This window comes from Parageobacillus thermantarcticus (assembly GCF_900111865.1).
GTDB classification, from domain to species: Bacteria; Bacillota; Bacilli; order Bacillales; family Anoxybacillaceae; genus Parageobacillus; species Parageobacillus thermantarcticus.
The window spans coordinates 1-24,672 of record NZ_FOJS01000030.1; the positions used below are offsets into that span (position 1 = coordinate 1).

25 protein-coding genes and 3 pseudogenes are annotated in these 24,672 nt (G+C 51.0%); 8 read left to right on the plus strand and 20 right to left on the minus strand.

The features are described 5' to 3' along the window. Window positions 1-909: IS4 family transposase (locus tag BM278_RS12930; protein WP_090950376.1), on the plus strand; the 909-nt coding region annotated here is incomplete at its 5' end. Here the strand turns inward: BM278_RS12930 and BM278_RS12935 are convergent. After that, window positions 879-1,088 carry an SEC-C metal-binding domain-containing protein gene (locus BM278_RS12935; protein WP_089098199.1) on the minus strand — a complete coding sequence of 70 codons (210 nt, stop codon included), beginning with the start codon at window positions 1,086-1,088 and terminating at the stop codon, window positions 879-881. The two genes, BM278_RS12930 and BM278_RS12935, sit on opposite strands and share 31 nt — an antisense overlap. A gap of 120 nt (window positions 1,089-1,208) precedes the next feature. On the opposite strand from BM278_RS12935, the gene BM278_RS12940 reads away from it, so the two are divergent. Beyond that, complete coding sequence (locus tag BM278_RS12940) at window positions 1,209-1,919, plus strand: plasmid pRiA4b ORF-3 family protein (protein ID WP_015865237.1); 711 nt, start codon at window positions 1,209-1,211, stop codon at window positions 1,917-1,919. Window positions 1,920-2,005: 86 nt separating this feature from the next. Here the strand turns inward: BM278_RS12940 and BM278_RS12945 are convergent, their stop codons facing one another. From BM278_RS12945 to BM278_RS12955, 3 genes are all read right to left on the minus strand, one after another. Next, window positions 2,006-3,340 carry an SEC-C domain-containing protein gene (locus BM278_RS12945; RefSeq protein WP_015865238.1) on the minus strand — a complete coding sequence of 445 codons (1,335 nt, stop codon included), beginning with the start codon at window positions 3,338-3,340 and terminating at the stop codon, window positions 2,006-2,008. 498 nt (window positions 3,341-3,838) lie between these two features. Next, complete coding sequence (locus tag BM278_RS12950; RefSeq protein ID WP_014195139.1) at window positions 3,839-6,034, minus strand: YecA family protein; 2,196 nt, start codon at window positions 6,032-6,034, stop codon at window positions 3,839-3,841. A gap of 297 nt (window positions 6,035-6,331) precedes the next feature. Then, a complete protein-coding gene (locus BM278_RS12955; protein WP_090950379.1) occupies window positions 6,332-7,648 on the minus strand; it encodes an SEC-C domain-containing protein in 1,317 nt (438 codons plus the stop codon). Window positions 7,649-7,864: 216 nt separating this feature from the next. On the opposite strand from BM278_RS12955, the pseudogene BM278_RS12960 reads away from it, so the two are divergent. Further along, window positions 7,865-9,511 (plus strand): annotated as a pseudogene (locus BM278_RS12960) (SWIM zinc finger family protein). Next, window positions 9,508-12,282, plus strand: a complete 2,775-nt coding sequence (locus BM278_RS12965; RefSeq protein ID WP_090950381.1) for a DEAD/DEAH box helicase — start codon at window positions 9,508-9,510, stop codon at window positions 12,280-12,282. The pseudogene BM278_RS12960 and the gene BM278_RS12965 overlap by 4 nt, the downstream one beginning before the upstream one ends. A 362-nt stretch (window positions 12,283-12,644) precedes the next feature. Here the strand turns inward: BM278_RS12965 and BM278_RS12970 are convergent, their stop codons facing one another. The 7 genes and pseudogenes from BM278_RS12970 to BM278_RS19300 form a co-directional block, all read right to left on the minus strand. Continuing rightward, a complete protein-coding gene (locus tag BM278_RS12970; RefSeq protein WP_090950386.1) occupies window positions 12,645-12,872 on the minus strand; it encodes a hypothetical protein in 228 nt (75 codons plus the stop codon). Between the two features lie 29 nt (window positions 12,873-12,901). Next, complete coding sequence (locus BM278_RS12975; protein WP_090950388.1) at window positions 12,902-13,873, minus strand: MTP-1 family protein; 972 nt, start codon at window positions 13,871-13,873, stop codon at window positions 12,902-12,904. A gap of 275 nt (window positions 13,874-14,148) precedes the next feature. Then, window positions 14,149-14,637, minus strand: a complete 489-nt coding sequence (locus BM278_RS12980; RefSeq protein ID WP_090950391.1) for a macro domain-containing protein — start codon at window positions 14,635-14,637, stop codon at window positions 14,149-14,151. Then, window positions 14,634-14,795, minus strand: coding sequence for a DUF488 family protein, N3 subclade (locus BM278_RS19290; RefSeq protein ID WP_122983788.1), 162 nt, complete (start codon window positions 14,793-14,795; stop codon window positions 14,634-14,636). The genes BM278_RS12980 and BM278_RS19290 overlap by 4 nt, the downstream gene beginning before the upstream one ends. Beyond that, window positions 14,792-14,977, minus strand: coding sequence for a DUF488 family protein, N3 subclade (locus BM278_RS19295; protein ID WP_143093449.1), 186 nt, complete (start codon window positions 14,975-14,977; stop codon window positions 14,792-14,794). Before BM278_RS19295 ends, BM278_RS19290 begins: the two co-directional genes overlap by 4 nt. A 22-nt stretch (window positions 14,978-14,999) precedes the next feature. Continuing rightward, window positions 15,000-15,257, minus strand: coding sequence for a hypothetical protein (locus BM278_RS12990; RefSeq protein ID WP_244151166.1), 258 nt, complete (start codon window positions 15,255-15,257; stop codon window positions 15,000-15,002). 121 nt (window positions 15,258-15,378) lie between these two features. After that, window positions 15,379-15,732, minus strand: a pseudogene (locus tag BM278_RS19300) (RNA-guided endonuclease TnpB family protein); the annotation flags it as partial. A 313-nt stretch (window positions 15,733-16,045) separates the two neighbouring features. Here BM278_RS19300 and BM278_RS13000 point away from each other — a divergent pair. Next, on the plus strand, window positions 16,046-16,519 hold the full coding sequence (locus tag BM278_RS13000) for a hypothetical protein (protein ID WP_011232748.1): 474 nt from the start codon (window positions 16,046-16,048) through the stop codon (window positions 16,517-16,519). 43 nt (window positions 16,520-16,562) lie between these two features. On the opposite strand, the gene BM278_RS13005 is transcribed toward BM278_RS13000, so the two are convergent. Then, window positions 16,563-16,763 carry a hypothetical protein gene (locus tag BM278_RS13005; RefSeq protein ID WP_063167242.1) on the minus strand — a complete coding sequence of 67 codons (201 nt, stop codon included), beginning with the start codon at window positions 16,761-16,763 and terminating at the stop codon, window positions 16,563-16,565. A gap of 232 nt (window positions 16,764-16,995) precedes the next feature. Here BM278_RS13005 and BM278_RS13010 point away from each other — a divergent pair, with 232 nt between their 5' ends. Next, window positions 16,996-17,493, plus strand: a complete 498-nt coding sequence (locus BM278_RS13010) for a L,D-transpeptidase family protein (RefSeq protein WP_090950393.1) — start codon at window positions 16,996-16,998, stop codon at window positions 17,491-17,493. Between the two features lie 170 nt (window positions 17,494-17,663). Continuing rightward, on the plus strand, window positions 17,664-18,653 hold the full coding sequence (locus tag BM278_RS13015; protein ID WP_090950395.1) for an RpnC/YadD family protein: 990 nt from the start codon (window positions 17,664-17,666) through the stop codon (window positions 18,651-18,653). Window positions 18,654-18,792: 139 nt separating this feature from the next. Here the strand turns inward: BM278_RS13015 and BM278_RS13020 are convergent, their stop codons facing one another. The 3 genes from BM278_RS13020 to BM278_RS13025 all read right to left on the minus strand — a co-directional run bounded on the left by BM278_RS13020 (window position 18,793) and on the right by BM278_RS13025 (window position 21,231). Next, entirely contained in the window at window positions 18,793-19,392 is a 600-nt protein-coding gene (locus BM278_RS13020) for a hypothetical protein (protein WP_090950398.1), read from the minus strand. A gap of 73 nt (window positions 19,393-19,465) precedes the next feature. Beyond that, window positions 19,466-19,642, minus strand: coding sequence for a hypothetical protein (locus tag BM278_RS19305; protein WP_244151167.1), 177 nt, complete (start codon window positions 19,640-19,642; stop codon window positions 19,466-19,468). Then, complete coding sequence (locus tag BM278_RS13025) at window positions 19,639-21,231, minus strand: GmrSD restriction endonuclease domain-containing protein (protein WP_244151168.1); 1,593 nt, start codon at window positions 21,229-21,231, stop codon at window positions 19,639-19,641. The genes BM278_RS19305 and BM278_RS13025 overlap by 4 nt, the downstream gene beginning before the upstream one ends. A gap of 253 nt (window positions 21,232-21,484) precedes the next feature. On the opposite strand from BM278_RS13025, the gene BM278_RS13030 reads away from it, so the two are divergent. Continuing rightward, entirely contained in the window at window positions 21,485-21,937 is a 453-nt protein-coding gene (locus BM278_RS13030) for an N-acetyltransferase (protein WP_023634264.1), read from the plus strand. Window positions 21,938-22,286: 349 nt separating this feature from the next. Here the strand turns inward: BM278_RS13030 and BM278_RS13035 are convergent, their stop codons facing one another. The 5 genes and pseudogenes from BM278_RS13035 to BM278_RS13055 form a co-directional block, all read right to left on the minus strand. After that, window positions 22,287-22,544 carry a DUF2283 domain-containing protein gene (locus tag BM278_RS13035; protein WP_011888351.1) on the minus strand — a complete coding sequence of 86 codons (258 nt, stop codon included), beginning with the start codon at window positions 22,542-22,544 and terminating at the stop codon, window positions 22,287-22,289. After that, window positions 22,513-22,908: a hypothetical protein gene (locus tag BM278_RS13040; RefSeq protein WP_023634263.1), complete on the minus strand. Its 396-nt coding sequence runs from the start codon at window positions 22,906-22,908 to the stop codon at window positions 22,513-22,515. The genes BM278_RS13035 and BM278_RS13040 overlap by 32 nt, the downstream gene beginning before the upstream one ends. Then, window positions 22,908-23,198: a DUF3467 domain-containing protein gene (locus BM278_RS13045; RefSeq protein ID WP_021321464.1), complete on the minus strand. Its 291-nt coding sequence runs from the start codon at window positions 23,196-23,198 to the stop codon at window positions 22,908-22,910. Before BM278_RS13045 ends, BM278_RS13040 begins: the two co-directional genes overlap by 1 nt. 136 nt (window positions 23,199-23,334) lie before the next feature. After that, complete coding sequence (locus tag BM278_RS13050) at window positions 23,335-23,937, minus strand: transposase (RefSeq protein WP_244151169.1); 603 nt, start codon at window positions 23,935-23,937, stop codon at window positions 23,335-23,337. A 5-nt stretch (window positions 23,938-23,942) separates the two neighbouring features. Further along, window positions 23,943-24,671 (minus strand): annotated as a pseudogene (locus BM278_RS13055) (ATP-binding protein); the annotation flags it as partial. Between the last annotated feature and the right edge of the window lies 1 nt (window position 24,672).

Below are 24,672 nucleotides of genomic sequence, written 5' to 3' on the forward strand. Positions count from 1 at the left end.
GTATCCAAGAAAGCGAAAGAAGTTCCCTATGACATCATGAAACGCTTGTTGGCGTTGATCATTTCCAAGTGCAACCGCCAAACCCGCCGTTCGCTTCGGTTTCCCAAACCGCTTCGGGTGGTGGATTCGACGACCGTCACGGTCGGGAAAAACCGCCTGCCATGGGCGCCGTATCACGGCGAACGCGCCGGAGTGAAGCTGCACGTCGCGTATTCGCCGGGATCCTCGTTGCCGGCAGACGTGGTGGAAACGACCGGACTGCGTCACGATGGCCCAGTGGGAGAACAGTTGACGAACGCTCAACAAGTGCTCGTGGAAGACCGGGCGTATTTCAAAATCGAACGCCTCGATCGATTTGTGGAGCAGCATCAGCTCTTTGTCATTCGGATGAAGGACAACATCGAACTTCATCAGAAAAAAAGCTTGAAACGCCTTTCCAGCACATCTTCATCGGTTCAAGCCGACTTCACGTGCCAGTTGGGGACGAAACAATGCCGCTCCACCAAGCGTCACCGGGTGGTGATCTTTCGAGATGCGAATGGCCGCGACATTCGGGTCGTGACGAATCTCTTCCATGCGTCTGCGGAAACCATTGCCGACATGTACCAACAACGTTGGACTGTTGAGGTCTTTTTCCGTTGGGTGAAGCAATATCTGAATGTCCCAACCTTGTTTGGCACGACGGAAAATGCGGTATACAATCAGCTGTTTGGGGCGTTCATTGCGTATGTGTTGCTGCGATGGCTGTATGATCAAACCAAAAAACGGACGAACGTCTCTCTTTCCTTCATTTCGTTTGTTCGCCGTTTTTTCTCTGGGCAGCTTCCTCTCGATTGGAAATCCGGGATGGCCGCTGCTTTGTTTGAGTATGCCCAAATTTATGGAAGACGTATGTCTAATTTTGGATAATCAACACTCGTGGATTCATCCAAAAATCGCTGCACCATTTGCGACAGCTCATATTTTTGGCCAAAAAAGCGGCGCTGGCGCACCCGTTTGATTTCATGATTCTGCTGTTTGTTCATGCAGCACTTCTTATACTTTTTCCTACTTCCACACGGGCATGGGTCATTCCAGCCGATCGACATGCGTCATCCTCCTCTCCCATCTTTCTTTTTTCAATATTTCCATCAATAATGTTTAAATTCTACTATGGACAGGATAAACTACTATTATACAAAACGTTTATCCGAAAGGAGACGAGGGCTATGAACCCCGACAATCTTGCTAAACTGATCGACGAATTGTCTGCCATGTTCCATCCGACAGAGCGGGACCGTCCACACGGCAGATGGGTTAAGGCGCCAAAGAGCGCACCCCCCTCCAAACGGCGGCGGTCCAAAACAGCCTACCAGCTGAAAATCACATTAAACGGCATCCGCCCGCCGATTTGGCGGCGCGTCCTTGTTCCCGGACATGCGACATTTCACGAGCTTCATCTCATCATCCAAGAAGCGATGGGATGGGAACAAGCCCATTTATACGAATTCGATTTCGGAAGCGTTCTCATCGGCATCCCTGACGGCTGGGATTCGTTTCAGCTGGAAAAAGAACTGATGGACGCCCGCCGCATCCCATTACAGCAATGGCTGACGGAAGAAAAACAAAAGTTTCTATATATTTACGATTTTGGCGACTACTGGCGCCATACCGTCACTGTTGAAAAGATTGAAACACTCCCAAAACCGTTGGAACGCGCCGCTTGCCTGAAAGGAAAACGGGCGTGCCCTCCCGAGGATTGCGGCGGCGTCTATGGCTACCTGGAGCTGCTGGAAGCGGCGGCGCAAAAAGACTCTCTTGCCGATCCCGAATTGCGCGAGCTGGTAGACTGGATGTACGACATGAAAGGCGAAGATTTTGACCCTGATGCCTTTGACGTCGAGGAAGCGAACGAGCGGCTGGCCTATATCCGATTGTAACGCATGCGAAAGAAGGTATCCGTCATCTCTCAAGGGCACCTTCTTTCGCACCCATCTGTCCTTTGTTGCCTGCTTTGTCCATCGCCTTACAAAAATCCCCGTTCGGCAAACGTCTCCCAGACGAGCTCCTCGAGCTCCTTGCGCAACTCAGCTGCATCGACTCCTTCAAGCAACCCGTCCTTTTTCCATGTTCGGATCGCTTTGTCGATCAAGCGATGGACTTGATCAACGTCCCAGCCCTCGCAATCAAACAACTCCTCAACTTGGTCAAGCCATTCCTCAATCGCACGGTCCAGCTCATCGCCATCCTCCATCCCACCGTCGTCGAACCAGATCTCATCACCGTCATCCCCATCGTCAAAGAGCCACTCATCATCATTCTCGCCCTCATCATCTCCATCATCGAGCAACTCTGTGCGAAATAAAAACAATTCCATCACAGCGGCTTCCACTTCCTCTACAGGAACGCCGTAGTGTTCCGCAACCTTTTCCATATTGACAAATTCTCTTCCAGCCATTTCACTCGCCAAATAACGGAGTGCAGCCGCATACACAGCAGGATTCTTGATGACCGGTTCATCCATTTCGCAATATGCGCGCCAAAGGAACGCAGCCTCGCTGAGCACTAGGGAGGAGGTTGTTTCTTCCTTTTTCTTTAATTCGCGAAAAACATCATCTTGATCTCGATCCCCCCAGTCCTTTTCGCTCAGCAGCTGCCACAACAGCTCATGGACCGCTATTTCAAGCAATTCCGGAAACGACTCGCGCAAAAACACTTCACACGTTTTCATATCCGGATTCCATTCCGCTTGAAGCGCCCGCGCAAGCCGATCCTTCCCGCTCTTTGGAATCGGCAGCACCTTCATGAAGTACGCCCACTCGTCCCCATGCGGAACGAGGCATCCTACTAACACGTCCCCCTCCCTAGCAGACGGAAGCTCCTCCGGCGTCAAAAAACGGACGTACTTTTCTTTTCTGGTCAACAGATCGCGTACAAGGAAACGCCGCTCATCCTCGATATGAATGATCTCGTCAAACGATGGAACCGCCTCGTCCCATCGCTTCAAATGAGTTTGCACTGCTGGACGCCACCGCGTGCGGCGCCGGCTTCTCATATAGGCTGAAAAAATTGTCATCCCTTTGTCATCAACGTGTCTGTGAAAAATCGCCCAGTTCGTCAGCAATAAATTGGCGCTGGTCTCCAGCTCGTTAGGAAGCCCTTGAAATGGAGAACCAGACATCATGAAAGCAAGCTCTTCCTCATATCGCTCTAACGCAAACGAAAACACATCTTGCATACATTTGGCCACTTCACGGTCAATTAGAGATTCTATCGATACTGCTTCTTTCTTCCCACAACAATGCTTGTACGTTTTCCCACTGCCGCATGGACAAAGATTGTTTCGCGATGCCTTCACCATATAGCTACCTACTTTCTTTGTATCATAGTCATTGAACGTTCTCCCCCTCTACGCTAACGCTCGGGCCAGCTAAACACTTTGGGGAGACATTCACGATCAACGTGTGATGGAACTGCTTTCAGCAACACATATCGCAAGCACTTTGGGACTTCCGCCGCTCATGTCGAGAACATCGATTCGCATCCATTTTTTATCAAAAGGTGCCCTTGGCTTTTTCAAAACATGCCATATTTCCTTCTCCAAGGAGAAATCAGCCAATCCATGATTTTCATGCCGGTTGACACTCCGCACTCCTAAAGGTGTAGGATTCTTGGATCATTCGCGTCCTCATCCGTTTCTCGGTAAAACGAGAAAAACCCTGCTTCTCAAGCACACGTTATGGTGATGGACCAAAATCCTAAGAATATGAATGACTCTTACCATTGGGCTTGCCTGCATAATGGAGAATCATAGAGGCCGAGCCGAGAGAAACAAGCGCCCCGTCATTCATCGGGACGCCTACGGCCGGCGAAGCAAACGGGACAACGAGGCAAGCAGGCGCTCTTGAAACGCAGCCCGTTCTTTCTCCACCTTGTCTGGCCACTCTTGCAGCGCCTGAAGCCACGGCTCTACGTACGGTGAGAAAGACGGCGGATATACGCGGGCAAGATCGTCCAGCTTGCCGTTGCGATCGGTCGCGGCGACGATATACATGCCCGGCAACAGATGCGGCTCTGCCCGCTTCGGAATGTCCCATGTCACCGTTCGGTTATGGGCAAGCCAATCCAGCACCGCCTTCCCCTGTTCCACACGCTTGACGCGGAAAAACGAGAAACCGACGGAAAGGGAAATAGGCAAACCAAACAAACGAGCAAGCTGCCAAGCCATCAGTTCCTCATCCCCCTTTCCGTTCTCGCCCCTCCATTCATCCAGCAAAGCAAAGCAATGTTCCAATTCGCTTCTGACCTCTTCCAGCACGGCACCAATAACAGTTCGATGATTCGTTCCATAACGGCGGTCCAGCCAATCGGCCCACTCAAGCAACATATCGAGCGCTCGGCTCACCACTTCCCATGAAAACGAACTCCATCTTGACGGGATTTGATCGACGATGCATTGTTTCCAGTCTTCTTCTCCTACGTCCTCCCACGATGAAAACGTCCGCCCGGTCATATATTCACACACGAGCAAAACCACGGCCCAACACGCCTCTTTGGCTTCTTTTTCTCCGCTCACGATGACTTCGTTATAAAACGCCAATGCGTCATCGGTAAAATACATCCCTTCCCATTCCGCGCGGATCAACAATGTCTCGGTTCTTTCCGGCCCCATCCATTTCATTTTCCATAAGTCCGAAAGACGATGTGATGAGCTAAACGGAGATGGGGGCAATCCATAACGGGAGCGAATGGAATTCACTCCGATGAGCACCGGCAAATTGGCTCGTTCTTGCATGTTAAACAAATGGAATTCATACTCTTTCAGCCACTCATCCACTTCCTGCACACGCCCCTCGCGCGCCATTTCGTGAGGGGTTTTTCCATTCCATTTCTCAAGCGGGATGTGAAGGGCTTTTTCCATTTGAACATCCAATCCGGCCATCGTTGCCACCCAAGGGGGAGAGTCTGGGTCTGAATCAATATGAAGCGAAACGTTTTCGATCCCTTTTCGGCGCAAAACGGCTTCTGTCCCCCGTTTTCGTTCTTTTGGGGAATACCCAAACGCCTGCAGCAGCGACACGAGCTGTTCGGCCGTCCCTTCCTCCTCGGTAGACAACACGAGACGCGACCGATGAGCGGATAATGACCCGCCTAATTCAAACACATGAATCGGCTTGGGGGAAATCACTCCGACATAATGGTACACATTGGTGCACCATGAACCTTCCACTTTCTCCCCATCGTCATGATCAATGTGAGCGCGTCCGATCGAAGCAAGCTTCCTCATCGCCTCAGCGGCTTCCTGGCATTCGTATTCATACGTCCATCGCGTGCGCTCCTCTTGCACATCGTCCGCCCTCGGAGGATAGCCTGCATCAACGATATCGAGAAAATGTTCAACGGCTACCTTTTCATACGGCCAATCGGTTTGCGTCAACAAGACGCGAATGTTCTCTTCCGCCCGTTCCACGCCCTTCGGATCCACAATCGATGATACACCGCAAACGTAATAGCCGCCGTCAAAGGGCTCCAAAAAGGCAAACATGCCGCCCCAAGGGCGCACAACCTCCAATGTCTCGCAATACGGCATGAGAAGTTTCTCGCCCGTCAACCGGTCGACCGCCACTCCTCCTTCATCATGCAAATCGACAAATTGCACAAGGCGCGGCACAAGTCGAACCCAGCGGTCCAACATTTCCTTGAGCTCCGGAGACAGACGACGCCCTTTTTCCTGTTGAAACCATTCAACGCCGCGCAATCCATTCGGATAACGATGGAGGAAAAAACGCCAAAGCGTCTCAAACACCTTCAACTCTTCACGATGATCCTTTTGTTCGATCATTCGGCGAAATGTACGGTTGACCGCTTCGCGTTCATCATAAGACAGCGATTCATCCAAAAACCGCTGCACCATTTGCGACAGCTCATATTTTTGGTCAAAAAAGCGGCGCTGCCGCACCCGCTTGATTTCACGCTCCTGCTGTTTGTTCATGCAGCACTTCTTATACTTTTTCCCGCTTCCGCACGGGCACGGGTCATTTCGGCCGATTGCCATTCAAAATCCTCCCTTCTAATCATTCCTTTCCAAAACGGCGACCAAGATATTAAAAACTGTCGGAATCGCGCACAAAGCCATTTTTCCCAATCCATTATGGATTCGGTCAAAACCGATCGTTCCCCGCCGCTTTTTTTGGAGTTTCACGAATGGAACGCATTCCATTCCCTGTTTATACTTATAGAGGGCTTGGGTTGAGCCCAATGATGGTTGAATGAGAGAGCCCTTGTGGAACCGGCTTTCCTTTCTGACGAAATGCCGCTGACTTGCGCGCAGCGCCCGTTTTTCTGCCAGCTTCTAGATGAATCCCCGATCGGTGAAGATCTCCCACGCTACATCGCGGAGTTCTTTACGCAATTCTTTTTCATTCACTTCCTCAAGCAGGCCCTCATTCCGCCACGAACGGATGGCGCGGTCAATATGACGGTTGACTCGCTTCTCGTCCCATCCTTCACGCATCAACATCAGATCGATGTCATCGATCCATTCATTGATGCGCGCATCAAGCTCATCCCCTTCCTCTTCGAACCAGTCTTCCTCCCAGTCATCGAGCCATTCCTCGTCGTCTTCATCATCAACAGCCATCAGGAAAAAATCCAACGCCGCCGATCGCACATCTTCTGGCATCACGTCATACCGATCGGCGATGTCTTCCACCTCCGATCCTTCCGCCTTCATCAAATGCCCAGCCACATAGCGGAGCGCCGCCGCGTAGACGGGGACCGAATAAGGGAGGCGGGATGTTTTTCCGCAATAGATCGCCCATATGGCGAACGCTTGATTGAGCAGCGCCGCTGGCGCCTCCGGCTCGTTTTCATCGAGCTCGCGAATGACGGCCGCTTGTTTCGGATCATCCCATTTGAACTGTTTGGCGAACTGCCAAAGCCACTCCAAGAGCACATCGGAAAGCACAGCGACGAACCGATCGCGCATCCATAAAGCCGATGGCTGACCGCTCCACTCCCCTTCTTGTTGAATCGCCCGAAGCAATCGATCTTTCCCTGACGCCGGGAGCGGAAACACCGCTGTGAAACACGTGAACACGTCTTGGTACGGCACAAGGAAGCCGAACACCACATCTCCTGTTTCGATCACGCTCGGCCATTGATGGGAAGCCAATAAATGAACGATCTTTTCCCCTCTCGTCAACAAATCCCGGACAACGGGGCGATTGTCGTCCTCATAGCCGATGAACTCGCCAAGCGACGGAACGGCTCCTTCCCACCTCTCGATGTGAGCCTGAACGGACGGGCGCCACCGCTCCCAATGACGGCTTTTCCGGTAAGCAGAAAAGATCGTTTGTCCTGTTTCATCAAGCGGCCAACAAAACAACATCCAGTTCACCGCCATGATCTGCACGCCAAGCTCGAGTTCCTCCGGCATCTCATCAAGCGGGAACTGGTCTAAAAGCTCTTCCGCCTCCCTCTCATACCGCTGTAAAACAAACTGACGCATATCATTCATGCATTCGATCAACTCGCGGTCAATCAATGACGAAATCGAAACCGCCTCTTTTTTTCCGCAACAATGCTTGTACTTTTTCCCGCTTCCGCACGGGCATAACGCGTTCCGCGGCGTTTCCGCCATATTCGATGCACCTGCTTTCTTTTCCATTTGGACTTTTTCTATTCCTATTATACCATCATCGATAGACGTTCAACCATCACCAGCTTTCTTTCTATCAAAACGCGTACACGTTCAAAAGCTCGCGATGTCCTTTCATGCCCGCTCGAGAACAGACGCGTTTTATCACATAGCCCCTCTTTTTTCGACACGCTATCACATGCTATAATTAGATGATAAGGAATGGAACGGAAAGGACGGACCGACATGTTGCAAACAACCGTTTCCAAGCCGCTTTTGAAGCAGGCGGCTGGGGAATTGCTGAAAGAATTGCCGTTTCCTATTTTCCACAATCTCATTCAAAAAGGGCGCGACTTGTCAAGAAACGGGTTGGTCTATAACGTCATGGTGATCAACAGCCACGAAGTGGAAGGGGTCGTTTCCGACATCACCCCCCATGATGTCATGCTTGATTTGGCCAACATCACCCGCCGCCATCGCTGCCCATGCGGGACGGACGGGCTATGTCCGCATATTTTGGCGCTGTTTTTTTACGTATACGGCAATGTGTTCGACAGCGGTGAGCTGTTTCGCCTTTGGAAAAAAGGGCAAATCGAAGCGTTGCGGAAAGAGACAACCGCTCCCCTTGAACGGGAGCCGCTCGCTCAAAAAAGGGTGGGGAAACCGACCGCCCTTTCCATCACTCAAAATGAAACCGTCGAAGATTGGTGGGACCAATTTGAGAAACAGTATCAAGACTTTTTCTCGCGCCATCAAAACGGCCAAAACTGGCCGTACCGTTTGGCCTTCCAACTCCTCCCGAAGCTGGGCAAAAACGAAGGGTAGCAAGCCGGCGCCCGTCCGCTGCGGGAGCTTCATGCCGCTCTATTTTTATTGGAGAAGCTTCGGCAGTACGGGGAGGCGCAAGGTTGGAATGAAGGCGGATTCGCCTCTTACGGACAGTTTTCCTGGCAGCAGGACGTCAACTACATCGCCGACCGTGCCTTTGACGCCTTGGAGCAATTCTCTGCCAAATCACCGCCGCGATCGCTCAACGCGTTGATTGAACAGACGATTCCGTATGTTCGTGATGTATTGTTTTTGGACGGGTTGCTATCGTCATTCGGCTATGACTTTTACACAACCGCGTGGGAGTTGTTGTTCACCAAGCCAGCATGGCGGCAGGAAGAACGAATGGAATTGCTTCGGCTCGCCAATGAATACGGCAAGTCCCGCGCCGCCATGGCGGCGGCCCATCTTTCCTTTTTGCTTGGCGAAGATGACGAAGCCATGGCTCTGTACCGCGCGTTTCCCCATCAGGCAGGCTTGTTTTTGATTGAATGGATCGGGCGATTCATCACCAACGGCCTCGTCAAGCGGTTTGAATCCGTTTGGGAAAAAGCGAAGGACGATTGGCCGCTTTATCTTTCCCACATGTCCGACCTCGCCCGGGGAAGTTTTTTGGACGAAGCGGTTCATTTGTTTGAAATGTATGCCCGCCAACGAAACCGACCGGATGCATGGGAAGATTTTTTGCAGCACAGCCTTCCATACAGCGTCAACTATTATACCAACTTTTTGTATCGACAAGGGCGATACCGAGAAGTCGTTGACCTGTTTTTATGGGCGAACATCACCGCCGATGAATTGCATCCACAGCTGCTTAAAACATTGCAAGCGCGCAATCCAGAACTCGTGATGCCGTTATATCATCGGGCCGTGATGAGGCGGCTGGAAGAAAAAAACCGGGCGAGCTACCAAAGGGCGGTCCGCCATTTGAAAACGCTGCGAACCCACTACCGTTCGATGAAGCGGCTCGACCAATGGGAAGCCTATCTCGAGCAACTGCTCGCCAAAACGGCGCGCATGCGCGCGTTTCATGAAGAATTGAAGAAAGGAAAATTGCTCTCATGAACGTGTTGCAGACGATTCGGCTTTCGTGCAAGTGGGACGAAGAAGATCAATGCTTCGAACTCTCAAGCTCCACGCCTGTCTCGTCATGGGCGTCGACTTTGTTCGCTTGGCACGAAGAGACGTTTTACGGCACCTTGCTCGATATCGACCATGACGGTGAAAACGGGATCGTGCGGCTTTCGCCGTGGCAGGCGCTCACCCTGTTCGCTTTGCGTCCGCCCTCGCGCTTTTCCGCCATTGAATGGGCAGACGAGTTCACCGCCCGATTGGAAGAGTGGGCGAAGCACATTTGGAACGGTTTGCGCGAACGCCGCTTCCTTCCAGATGCTTCCTTGTGGAAAAGCACAGGCGGCGCATGGAGCGAAGCAGGACGCACCCGCTGGCGCGGCGCGGATGACGATCCCGATCCGTTCGTCGCCACATGGCGGTCGCTTGCGGTCGCCGACTGGCTCTCACGCGACCCGGAACTTCGCGGCATTTGGGGCGAAATCGTTCGCACTTATCCATTGATCGCCTCCCCCAGCGGCCAATGGACCGGAACGGAAGACGACTGGCTCGAACAAATCGGATGGCTCGGCGACCGGCCGCCGTTTGTCGTCGGACTGCGCCTTGTCGAGCCGTCCGAGGAAGGCGACGTATGGACGCTTGAAGCGGTGCTAATCGCCGTCGACGACAGCGTCATCGCACCCGCAAGCGACATTCCGCGCGCTTGGCGCCCATATGAATCATCGGTCTCCCGGGCCATCCGCCGCATTCATGTGATCGTGCCGTGGCTTGGCGATGAAAATGAGTCTTTGCTTCATGAACTGTCTGACGAACAAGCGTGGCGCTTTTTGTCCGAAGACAGCTTAAAGCTGACGGAAGTGGGCGTGCGCCTGCTGCTTCCCGACTGGTGGCACGATATCCGCCAGGCGCAGCTGTCGATCAAAGCGAAGCTGTCGCCTTCCGTCAACGCGGAATCATTATTCGGCCTTGAGCGCCTCGCGGACTTTGACTGGAGGGTGGCGACCAACGGGATTGAGCTGACAGAAGAGGAGTTTGCCGCTTTGGCGGAACAAAAGCGGCGCCTCATCCGCCTGCGCGGCCAATGGCTCATTCTCGATCCCGCCCTTGTCCGCCGCGCACAGGCGCTCATGGAAAAGGCGAAAAAAGAAGGCGTGCCGATCCACGACATCGTGGCGCAAACGCTGCTTTCGGAAGCAGAGGAGCGCGAAGAGGCAGCGGACGAATCGATCCCGATCCACATTGACGTCCACGACCAATTCCGGTCGTTTATCCGCCAGCTCCAGCAGCTTGATGGATTGCCGAAAGCGAATGTGCCGCCGTCTTTTCACGGCACGCTCCGCCCGTATCAGCAGCGCGGCGTCGACTGGCTCGTCTTTTTGCGCCGATTCGGCTTTGGCGCCTGCTTGGCCGATGACATGGGGCTTGGCAAAACGGTGCAACTGCTCGCCTATTTGACCTATGTAAAAGAAATGGAGCGGCCGGACACGCCGGCCTTGCTCATCTGCTCGACCAGCGTGATCGGCAACTGGCAAAAGGAATGCGCCCGCTTCACCCCAGACTTGCGCGTCTACGTGTACCATGGACCGAACCGGGCGAAAAACGATGCGTTCGTGCAAACGGCAGGCGAGGCCAATCTCGTCATTACGTCTTACAACCTTGCTCATTTGGACCAAGACGATTTAAAACAGATTCATTGGCATGCGATTTGCCTTGATGAAGCGCAAAACATTAAAAACGCGCAAACGAAACAAGCGCGCGCCATCCGCCGCTTGAGCGGAAAACATAAAATCGCCTTATCCGGCACGCCGGTTGAAAACCGTCTCGGCGAACTTTGGAGCATCTTCCACTTCCTCAACCCCGGCTATCTCAGCAGCCGTGCGGAGTTTGAGCGGCGCTTTGCCGGGCCGATTGAAAAAGAAGGCGATGCCCGCAAAAAAGCGGCGCTGCAGACGCTCATCCGCCCATTTCTCTTGCGGCGGACGAAAACGGATGAAGCGGTTGCGCTCAACTTGCCGGATAAGCTTGAACAAAAAGAATATTGCCCGCTCACGGCCGAACAGGCTGCCTTGTACGAGCAGCTCGTCAACGACACACTCGAACGGGCAAAGGAAGCCAGTCCGTTTGCGCGGCGCGGCTTGATTTTGCAAATGCTAAACGGTGTTAAGCAAATTTGCGACCATCCGGCGCTGTATTTGAAAGAACGCCGACCCCGCCAGCTCGTCGAACGGTCGCACAAACTCCAAAAGCTCATCGAACTGATCGAGCAAATTCGCGCCAACGACGAATCGTGCCTCATCTTCACGCAATATGTGCGAATGGGCGAGATGATCCAACAGCTGCTTTCCGACTTGTTTGATGAGCCGGTGTTGTTTTTGCACGGAGGCGTCCCAAAACAAACGCGCGACCGGATGGTGGATGAGTTCCAAGCGAAAAAAGCGCCGATTTTCCTTTTGTCGCTCAAAGCAGGCGGCACCGGGCTCAACTTAACAGCGGCCAACCACGTCATCCATTTCGACCGTTGGTGGAACCCGGCGGTGGAAAACCAGGCGACCGACCGCGCCTACCGCATCGGACAGACGAAATTCGTCCACGTCCATAAATTGATCACCGTCGGGACAATCGAAGAAAAAATCGACGAGATGCTCGAACAAAAACAAGCGCTCGCCGACATCATCACCGAAGGCGAGGCATGGATCACCGAACTGTCCGATGACGAACTGCGCGACTTGCTCGCCTTATCGGCCGCAGCGAAAGGAGGCGCTTGAGCATGGCGGAAGAAAAACGAAAGCGCAAGAAAAAAACGGCGGAAAACCCGTGGGAAAAACTGCTGAAGCGGATGGAAGAGAAAATGAAGGAGCGGGAAAAGCGGCAAAAACAACCGTAAAGGACATCACGCAGGCGATGAACATCCTGTTGGACACAGAAAAACTTCATCAACAAGTGTTGCTCTTTGTCCAGCCATGAAAAGGATCATCCAGGCACGTGTGTTCATCGAAACATCTCATGGGCAACGTTTTGCCCTTCACCCGGGCATGAACATGAATCATCAAGGCACGCGCATTTTCACGGAAACAGCGTGGGATTGATCCCACGCTGTTCGCTTTCAAGCCATCCTCTCAGCACCTTGTCAACGAAACAATTCGGGCATGTCGATTGCAAGCCCCGGAAAATACACGGAGCGAACCGTTCCCGTTTTCACTTGAACATCCGCCTGCTCATACAGCCGTTCCTTATTGAGCACATACACCGTCACCGAACAAGTCACGTTTATGTCAAACCGAAGCCCTTCGCACAAGGCAAGAAACATAGCCGGCCAAATGTGAAAAAGGACCGGCCGCCAACCTTCCCCATTCATAGAGAAGGTCTGTCGCACCGATCCTTTCGCTAAACGGAAGCATACATCCGATCGAGCTCTTGCGCTTCGTATTTCGCAAACGGGTCGATGAGCGAAATTTTTTGCGCTTCCGCATCGCCGACGCCGGCGTACAGCTCGGCGGTGCCGTCGCCTTTGCGGATGAGCCCGCCGCTGAAGACAACGTTCGCCAAATCCGGCCGTTTCGCCGGCCCGTCTAAAAAGTGGGAGCGAAGCGCAAGCAATTCCAGCTCCGAACGCTCCATCGTCTCGGGATTCAACACGAACACCATCGGGTAGTAATGGCGGTTGCCTTGCTCGTCAAAGCAAGCGATATGGCCGAGCGCCCCAACAAGCCCGTTTGCAAGCAAATGCGCCTCGTTCACGCCGCCCCATTCTTCATCCGTAAATTGGGCATCAAGAATCGGCGCTGCCTCGATCACGTCCGGCGTCAACTCATCGAGCGAGAAAATGCGGGTGAAACCGATTTTCCCGCGGCCGCCTTTTTCCCCTTGCGGTCGGGTAAACACGCCGATCGAGCCATCTTTCAACTCGACGAGGCGAATGTCTTTCATCCCATCCGGCCCTTCGGCGAACTTTTCTAAGCGGCGAATGTTCGGTCCACGGTAAAAGACCGTCCGCCAGCTATGCTCGCCAACAAACACCGGATGCGGAAACGTCTCCACGCCGCCAAACACAAGCTGACCGTGAATGCGCGACACGAACGGGTCTTGCAAGGCGAACACCGGCGCCCCTTCACGAGGAACCCAAACGCCGTCACGCTCGACGAAAAAGTACACTTCCGACTGCTCGCTGTCGCGCGCCTCGACGCGCCCAGCGATCACCCATTCTCCTTCATCCACAAACGGTGCGGAAATATTATAAACGTCTCGGTCCCCAACACCCGCAAAGCGGAGTTTTTCCGGCTCAAACGGCTGTGGGGCCGAACGAAATTCATCCACTAACACTTGACATGTCTTTAATGTTGGCAATGAGAATAACATGATTCATCCCTCCGGATGGCGCCAAAAACGCCCGCATTGGCATTTTTGGCTGTTCTTCCTGATCGCGGTTCGAACAGGAAACCCCACTCCCTTTCACACCGGCTTCGTCATTCGGACATCAACGATGATGCCACCTCCTGTCGGCCGGATGAGAAAGTCAATGAAACTCATTCATTCGTGTGTTCTTATTATAATATGATATGAGAAAGAAGGAAACACGTTATTCATTGCCAAAAAAGCAGGGCCAAGACGAAGTCAAGGCCCTTTTTCTCCCTTTATTGGCGCTGTTGGACAAAACGGATGAATGCTTGATCAATATCCACCACCACAAACTCCACATCCTCGACCGGACCCAACACCTCGACAAACAACTGCGCCACGTTTTCTTTGTCAAGCCTTCCGACGCCTGTCCCTAGCGCTGGCAGCGCCACCTTCTTGATCCCGTGCTCCCGACAGTGCGCGACAAGCCGCTCAAGACACGACCGGACGATCTCATACAACGTCGCCCCTGCAGGCTGTTTCATCGTCACAAGATGAATCACACCCCGAAACGGCAACGAGCCTGCCCCTGTCACGTACAAATCGCCGGGCTTAGGGTCTTGCGCTTGACAGACGCGGATCGCTTCCTCCTCGATCACACGTCCCCCCGCCCGACGGATCGCCGCTGCCACCCCGCCGCCCATCGGCCCGATGCCGTTGGCGGCATTGCAAATGTACTCGACTCCTTCCACTTTGGTCAGATCGCCGACCATGGCGCGAATCATCCGAACCCCTCCTTAGCGATGTTGCGCAAAAACTCCCTAAGAACAACGGCATGGTTATGCTGCTCGTCTTTGGCGGCATAAAGCAACATCACCGTTCCGGAAAGCGAAAGCAGCTCCGTAACGAGCGCTTGCTTCGTCGTATCAGTCCTCCTGTTCATACGTTCTCGCAAACTCGGCAAACCGCTCCGGCCGATGGCCAAACCATTACTGGAGGGCAGTCTCTTTCACCAGCGGTCACGGCACGCTTCGACCTTTGACACCGCGGCCAAAGGCGGTCGACGAGAATGCGGATGCCGTCATCCCGTTCCGCTGGAATATCAATTTTCTTTGTTTGGAACACAGGTCCGTTTCCCTACTTTCCTTTACACCTCTACCTCGTCCCAGTTCACTTTCACCGCTAACGAACCGCCCGTTCTCCTCAACATTTTTTCCAGCTTGATCCTATCGGTCGATTTTACATTAGGTGTTCTCACTCGCGTCATGATAATTCGTCCTTCAAACCGGTATCCAGACAACTTCTTGCCTAATTGTTCAACTGTCCGCATGATTTGCCGCACCGCTTCCACGAGATCAGACCCTTTTAATTCGATGAAAAATGCCTGCTCCCCTTCGATCACCAAAAGTGAACTACCCACACTTAATTTTCTAGCGAAAATTTGAAGTGGGGGCTTCCAAAGAAGTTTGACTGCTTCAAGCAATCCTTATTCTTTGAGGCGTGTCCACTTCGCCGCTAGAGCATAAGACACTCAGGTCTACAGCTTTACTTTTCTTTAAGATGTTTAATGCGCCATTGACATCAGCATTAATTAGTTCAGGCATTTCATGTTTGTACTGAATCTCAAAGAACCTGGCATGATGCTTAGGAATGATTTCAATCTGCTTAATCTTTTTGTCCAGTAACACAGGCGGAATCGTTATCGTGATAGGCTTGTGAGTCTTTTTAAATAGGCGAGAATACGGTATCGTGAATTTGTTGCCGTCTATACGAATCTGGCCAATGATCAGTGAATGAAAGCCATCTTTTTTAAGATATTTTGGAATACTGATAGCCTTGTGGTCATATTTTCCTTGTTTGGCAAGACTGATCAAACCAAATAAATAAATGATTTCCGCATCGCTCTCTACCTCTCCTGCATCTCTGTTTTCAGCGGAACGGCAAAGGAAAAACGGAGCCCTAAACGCTCCGCCTTTTCACCCGCCTCCAAATAGGACAAACCACCGTTTCTCACGCTAGTGCATCATTTCCAACAACTTCTGCCATCCATTTTACTACACTCTGATGAATTTTTTGACTAAAAAATGCGGCCGTATGTCTATCCTGTGACACATGCCACGGCGCTTCCGCCCTTTCCCTGCCCATATCCGCCGCCCATCGTGCATATGGTATAACAGAGAGGAGAGGAGACCCATGTTCCCACGCTACCGCCAAAAGACGATCCGAGCCAGGACTGGGGTGGCGGTTCTCACTGCCGTCGCCGTGTTGGTGGCGATCTTGTCTCTGTTTCTTTCGAACGAACGGAACGAGGCAAAGGAAATCGTTGACACGTTTTACCGCTACGAGCAGGCAGGGGATTTTGGCAGCTCTTGGGAGCTGTTTCACCCGCTTATGAAAAAGAAATTCCCAAAAGACGTCTACATCCAGCGCCGCGCCCACGTCTTTATGCAAGACTTCGGCGTCGAGACGTTCGACTACCGCATCGATGAGGTGGAAAAACTGTCGTCATGGTCGATGTCTGATGAGAACAAACCGCTTCACGACGTGTATCGCGTCCGCGTCATTCAGACGTTCCATAGCGCTTTTGGCGTGTTCGAAATCCATCAAGACGTCTTCGTCGCCAAAGAAAAAGGGGAAAAGAACATTTTGTTCCCTTACCGCCCGTAACCCCCAACATCGATGCGGCCCCGATATCGACCGGGCGCCGCTTTCACCGCTCCTTCCATTCCTCGATGATCTCAAGCGTCCGATTCATGCCGACATTGTATATCAACAGCTTAAGCAAGTTTTCCCGCTCCTCTTTCGTAAAAAAGAGATCGCCGTCAATGATCTCAAGCGGGACAGGGGAGAGCTCGGCATACAGCTCATAATCAACCTTCTGTCCTTCCGGTTTTAGGACAAACGTTCTCATTCGCGCCATCCTCCTTTTTCACCTACACGTTTTGACAAGAAACACCCGTTAGGCAACGCTCCCTGTCAAGTATAGACTAACGCACAGCGCGTTCATACGGCATTGGCGGCCGCATGCCATGCACATGAGACTCTCTTCCCATTTGAGCAACCTTATTCGAATCTTCTCATACACTAATGTATCATCAATCGGAGCTATTTTCTCCATCCAGCGAAAAAAGGAGCGAACTGCCATGTACGCACATATCGTCAAACGTGGGGAAACGATCGCCTCCATCGCCCGCGACTACCGTACATCTGTTGAGGCGCTCCTTCGCGCCAATGGGTTGACCGCCGCGTCCGTCATCTTTCCCGGGCAGGAGATCGTCATCCCCCACCTTCCGCCGAAAGGATCGATTCCCTACACGATCCACATCTCGATCAGCCGCCGCCAGCTGACGTTAAAACACCGGGGACGAACGATCCGCACGTATCCGATCGGCGTCGGCAAAATGGTCACCGCCACGCCTGTCGGCGATTTTGTCATCGTCAACCGCCAGCCAAACCCGGGCGGTCCGTTCGGCGCCATGTGGCTCAGCTTATCCAAAATCCATTATGGCATTCACGGCACGAACGACCCGTCCTCGATCGGCAAATACGTATCCAAAGGCTGCATCCGCATGCACAACAAAGACGTGCTCGAACTCGCCTCCATCGTTCCGAACGGAACGGAAGTGTTTATCCGGCCGTGAGGGCAAAACAGCGTCATTCATCCGTCTGTTCTGAGTCACAACCCGTTTTATTTTTCAAGAAGATGTCATTCACTCCCACCGAACGAACACCGTGTTTCCGCTCACGATGGCAGCTGACAATCGATCGGGCAAGTAGTATAATTAGGTCAAAAGCGAATGGAGTGAAGACGATGCCAGGCGGGATCTCGCATCACGCCAAAGACATTTTGTTCAAGTCGCTGAGCGCATTGTACCAAAACCAAGCCCTCGATGTATACGGACTTCACGGACTCCCACGGATCAAAGCACTGCTTCCAAACGAATTTCCGTCTGTACGGGCGGATGAACGGCGCGCCGACACCGTGTTTCTTCTCGAAGACGATTCCATTTTGCTTCTGGAGTACGAAAGCAATGAACGATTTCTCGACAACCATTTAAAGTATCTTGATTATGCCTGCCGCATCCTTCACACATACTATCAACAGGAAAAACGAATACGCCCGATTCGCATCGTTGTGATCTACACAAGCGATGTCACGACCGCCCGCGAACAGCTTGACGCCGGCGATGTGTTTCTTTCATCCAAAGCGGTGTTGCTTGGCGAATTCAACGGCGATGCGATTTTCCATGCCATTGAAGAAAAAGTCCACAACGGCGAACCGCTCACTCCGGAAGAAACGATGAAACTCATCCTCGTGCCGCTCATGCACACCCGCTTCGACCGGCAAACGATGATCGAAAAAACGATCGAGCTGGCGAAAGCGATCGGCGACGAACCGAAACAGCTGCACATCATCGCTGGCGTTCTGACCGCCACAGACAAATTCATCGACCGGTCATACGCCGAAAAAGTAAAGGAGTGGATCAAAATGAACAAAGTGTTTCGCCTGTTAGTCGAAGAACTTGAACAAGAAAGAGAAGAAATGTTGAAGAAAGTGATGCAGGAAAAAGAACAAGCAGTGCAAAGAGCGATACAAGAAAAAGAACAAGCAGTGCAAAGAGTCATGCAAGAAAAGGAGCAGGCGATCAAGCAAACGGAAAAACGGAAGGCCATCGAAATCGCCAAAAATTTGCTTGATGTTCTTCCCATTCACGAGATCGCCAAACGAACCGGACTGACCGTCGCCGAAGTCGCCGACCTAGCGAAGGAAATGGACAACGATCAGCCGCCGATCCAATAGCGCCAAAGAGCCGCAACCGTGCGGCTCTTATCACTGGTCTTTTCCCTATGGCTCTTGGCGTGTGGAACAAGCAACAGTCGGACTTTTCCCTTGGCCTTTGGCCGCCAAAGCGAGCGCACTTCCCAGTGTGTCAATCCCTCTACTCGCCGCTTGCCAATCGCTGACGGGCTTCATCCGTTAACAACAAATACGGACGGCGTTTCCCCTCCTCCTGGCGCACCACTTTCTCCGTCCACGGGTAAAGCAAAAACAGCCCTAACTTTAGACGGAATTCCGGGTCCACCATTTTTTTCCGCACGCCATCTTCATGGGCGATGAGCTTCTCAATCACATTGACCATCGCCTTCTTGCTTAGAAACACATCCTTCTCCTTCGAACTCAATCGCACAATAACCCCCTCATCGGAAAACGAAACAACGCGAAACGCTTCCTTCCCTTTGAACGTCGATACCATTTTTCCTTCGTACAGCTTATCCAGCAACGACTTCCACATTTCCTCCGCAAACAGCCGTTGGTTCATGCCCTCTCCCCAACGATAACAAGTGCCTTTTTCCGTCCCCCTACCCCTGCACAGCTTCCGATCCAAACGAACTTCGCATATCGGCCAGTTGCACCGCCAGTTTTTCCAATTCATAAATATTCTATTTCCATTTGTCTGCTGTCCAGCAGCCAATGTATCTGTTCCTGTTTTTCCACCAAGTTTTCCCCCTTTGATCTCCCTGCGAATACGTCGTTCCAAGGCATTTGTTCCTTTTCCTTGAAACTTGAAATATAAACCAAAACCTCTCCCCTACAACATCCTCCCGTCCCGCTCACTCCACTTTCTTACCCATCACCCGCTCGATCATCGCAAGCAGAGCCAGCCTTCTTTTTTCAAAAAACTGGTCAAAATCATCCGCTCTTATCGATGCCACATCAATGACATGCGTTTGCAGGATGTCATCCAACACCGCTGCCGAAACGCCTTTCCTCTCCTCTAGTTTCTTCAAATATACACTTGGAGCATCACGCCAATCATCCGATTCGTTTTATAGGACAATGGGGTTTTATTCATAATGCAATCGTACTTCGCTTTCTCAATCCCCCGTTTTTCGCAATAGTCACGAGGGAAAATATGGTGAATATCAATCGATTCGCCGTAATACGTCTGAATATCGATCGGCACCCCAGATAAGAAATCCCACGCCCCTTCCCTCATGAGCAATGCGTGCAACCCTTTATAAGCGGCGCTGTTTCGCGTGCGCAGCGTGAAGAGGCGATCAGCGGCGAAATGGGCATCCCACACCGTCGTCGGCTCCGCACCGCCGCGAATCCATTCGACGACTTCCACCACGTCACGGGCAATCCGCGTCTCCGTCGCTCCTCCATACAATTCACCCAATACACCGCACCAATACCAACGGGCGATTCGGTCACGGACACAAACATTGTGCGCCTCTTTTCCCAGCTCGACAAAAATGGCCGCCAGCGGGATCAACTGGGTGCCGTACGGCAAGTCGCGCGCGGAAAACACATGTTGCTCATGCAAAAATTGAGCCGCCTGAATAAACCCTTCCGTCACCCGATCCGCCCATCTTTGGTAATCCGCCAACGTCAACTGCAAGATGTCGCGCCGCTTGCAGCTGACCGCCACACCATCCCCCGCTTTTCGTCGATTGTACGTGGCCAACAACGCAACTGCCTGCAGGAAGTCGGTGTTGCTGATATCGGCCAACACTTTGTTGTAAATTTCTCCAGATCTCTTTAATTTTGCTTCCTTCTCTTCCCAATCATCCCTCAGCTTGAAATCTTCCGCCGCAAATGTGGCGGTAAGAAGCTCGAAGACGGTCAGAGAGACGCCCCCCGTGTTTACATTCTCAAAAACTTGGCAAACCGCCTCTTTCGGAGTCGGCTTCCGAAGCATAATAACAGGCACTTGATATTGCTGAAAACGGGGAAATACGTCCGTCATCAACTTTTGCCACTTCAATGACCGTTCCGCAATTTTCGTTGAATCCGAAAAATAGCGCGTCTGCCACGCCAACAACCCCGCAGGATCGAAAAGCAAATTCACCGGAAGCATTCCCGCTTCGCATTCTTTCTCCAAGTCAGAACAATCAAGAACAACCCTCCCTCCCGGTCCGCGAATGATCCGGTCTTCCGGAACACTGACGATCGTCTCTTCTCGGTCGACGTTCGGATCTAACATTTTGTCAATGTCAATATAGTAGAACCGTTTGATTGCCTTGTCTCTCTTGTCTCTTGTCGCTACAGGCGTTTTCAATTTCAATGATTGAAACAACGCCGTCAGCCGCTGTTGACCGTCAAGAATCAGCCGTTCCGGTTCCACTTGGTTCACGTTATCGACCCCTTCGATCGGCCTTGAGGCAAAACGGACATTCGGATTTCCCGTCTGGAGCATCATCACCGCACCGATCGGATAAGAGAGAGAAACACTGATCAACAAATTCCGAATCCGCTCGTCATCCCAAACCCAGCCTCTCTGAAAATCAGGAAGCTGTGTTCGACATTCCTGAATGCTTTCAAGCAAATCAAGCAAACTTTCGACCGTACTGTCAAATGTGGTAATCGTGCTCATATCCTTCCCCCTCGTTTCATGAAAAACCCTACACTTCCATACGATTCAATCGACCAATATGCCATCATCCAATGCATATTCCTGTTGCTTTCCAAAAAACACTTTATTCTTTCGACAATGGCATTCTTGTTCCTCCTGCCGCGCAGCGTTTGGCAGAAACATCCCCCAGCCAACGAAAATCTGTGGTTGGATATAAAAACAAAATATTGTATATTTATAAATATACAATGACGATTGATCGCGAGGGATCCAAATGCAAATCGACCATGCCGTCACGAGCGATGTCAAAGACATGCACGCGCTCATCCAACACTATGCGGAAAAAGGATTGGTGTTGCCCCGCTCGCTGCTGTCCATCTACCAGCACTTGCAATGCATGTATGTCGCCAGGGAAAACGGTCAAATCGTCGGCACCGCTGGGCTGCATATCCTAGGGCACGATCTCGGGGAAGTGCGTTCGCTCGTCGTATCTCCTGAGCATATGGGGAAAGGAATCGGCCGCCTGCTTGTTGAACATATTGCGAACGAAGCGGCCAGACTCGGGGTGAAGCGGTTAATCTCCTTCACGTACCAAGTGGAGTTTTTTCGAAAATGCGGGTTTGAGATCGTAGATAAATCAACACTGCCGGAAAAAGTGTGGATTGACTGTGTCAATTGCCCGAAACTCGACTGTTGCGATGAAACAGCCATGATCAAATACATTTGACCCTCCTCCCACCCGCATGGCGGGAAAGGAGGGAGAGCCCTTGGAAAAACCTTTTTTCCTCCGCTGTTTCGCTCTCTATACCCTTAACTAAAAACGAGTATGTTCGAAACTGGAAGGCTGGTGATTTCGTGAAAAATCGCGGAAAACGGAATCTCTTCTCAAATTGAGAAGTCCTGTAAAATCAACGCTTCTCTTTCAGCCGAAAGCAACGGGTTCGGCGAAATCGGTCGTTTTTCACCAGCCCTCTAGAAAATAAAACCGCTTTGCCCCCGACTCGTGCGCCCCAGCCGCATTAAAGTAGCGAAGGATGATATAGTTGAGTCCATGCCAGAGGCAAAATCGGCCAAAACTAATGGATTTGTTCGTTAATCATATGAAAATTAATATTCACCGGTATAAACTTCTTTATACGCTCAATATCCCGCTTCTTGTAGTCCATAATCACAATGCCAGTAATGACCTCATCCTCTTCAGAAAACCGGATAAACACACCAGGAGCTGCTTCGTCATCGTACGACACTTTTGGTTCGCCCAAATAAATATAAAGAACATCGTGATCATAGTCATAGGAGTATTTAACGTTTTCCTGTAAATTTTGGACGAACATAAATCGCACCTCCTGTCTCTTGGTTTAACCTGCTTTTGGCGATGACGGTAACAACGTCACCATACGCTTCATCTTCATGGTCGACAATAACGACCAATGCCTTTAGCGACTTAAACTTAGGCAATTGCACAAGATCTATATATTTTTGTCTTGTATCATGCTGATCGTCGGGATTATTTGGCAATATAAAACAAGGATCTTGAATGACGCTCTTGACCATATCTTCTTGGCCTATAAACTCTTCCCTTGTATGATCCCCACCAACAATATGATAATTCCACGTTGTGCTTTTAAGCCGCACCTCTCTGCCTAGAGGGTCCTCAGTTATAAATATGTAGTCTGTATTGATCTTGTTACCTTCCATTATTGCTCACTCTTCACACCAATAATACCTAATTGCGAAAGTTCCTGAATCTTTTCCTCGCTTGGCGGGGAAGGGATTTCACCGAATATCTCTTCATACTGCTTAATGTAATTCAATAACAAATAGGCAAATTGTTTGGCGTGTTGTGGGCTCATAGTAACCTTTCCGAGGTATATATTCTCATCGGGCGATTGCTGTTGAAGATTAAGGATAATATCATGAAGACTCATACTTAAACTAATGGAATTACAATAAACATTGAAGGGTCTCTTTTCCATATTCCCTTCCATATACCTTTCCTCTCCCTTTTAAAACGGTATTGTAATTATATTTTACACCTTAAAGAATTTTCTTGCACTCATTTCATTAGGGAAACCGCTGTATATAGAAAATGCCTATAAATAAACCGCCCCACCAAGGGGCGGCCTAATCATCGTCCTTTCCGCTGATGCCATTTCCACGCGCTTTCGATGGCTGACAAGTGACAGATACCCTCACCAATTCAGCATATTTTTTCTTCCGCTCTGTTTTTGTGCCTGAAAAGTAATCTAATAATGCATCCATATTCATAAATTTCGGGGGCAGCGATTTTGGATGCATATACAAATAAACTCTCCAACGGTAAAGTTCCGGCACATGCGCCATATGAGCTTCTACAGGGTTGAGATGAATATATCGACTCACTTCCAACATTCCGCTGTCATTGTCAATCCATTTACCATAATAACGCTTTTCAAATACATGTCCCGTCAAACGATAGCGAGTATTATAATAATTCGCATACCGTTTGTTCATGAGCGCCATGACTTTCGAAACCAGCTCCTGTTTTGAGCGCAGCTGCAGGTGAAAGTGATTCGTCATAAGGCAATATGCGGCTATTTCAAATGGGATTTTTTCGTGAAGCTGGTGGAGGATATGAAGAAAAGCAAGAAAATCATTTGTTTCCTTGAATAGGGGATCACGCCGATTGCCGCGGCAAACGATATGATAAAACCGATGGGGCACCCAGATCCGCTTTTGCCGTCCCATTCTTTTTACCTCGCTGTTGCCTGTTGCTTCGTATATGTTTTCAGCCATCTTAGCGTCACCGCTTCCCAAAGCGATTCATCCGCTATCTCTTCGGTTCCCTTTAAATCGGAAATGGTCCTTGCCAACCGAATGATTTTCGTTTGTACACGATTGCTCCATTGATGCTGGGATGCCCATTGCTGCAACAGAAGTTGCTGCCTTGTGGCAAGCGGGCTTTTTTCCATTAATAACTCAAAAGGAACACGCCCATTCGTTATTTCTTTTCCGTAACGTTCATATTGCTTTCTTCTTGCTTCTTCTACTCTTTTCCTTATGGTTTCCGAAGATTCCGAAACCCTCGTTTCTTTGGTGAAATCAATGACTTCCAATGACAATAAAACATCCATCCGGTCATAAATCGGCCCGGAAACACGATTTCGATACGCTTGAATTTGTTTCGGACTACATGTGCAATAGCGCGTTCTTGAGCCTAAATATCCACACGGACACGGATTCATCGTCCCAAGCAAAATAAAGTCCGCGGGATATGTCACCGTCGACGAAATACGGCTAATCGTCACTCTCTCCGTCTCTAACGGCTGGCGAAGCATATCCAGCGTCTTTTTCGCAAATTCCACCATTTCATCGAGAAACAAAACACCGTGATGTGCCAGCGACACCTCGCCAGGCTTTGGATGCGTTCCCCCGTCAATTAAAGAAACCGATGAAACGGAATAATTTTGGGCGGTGACAGGC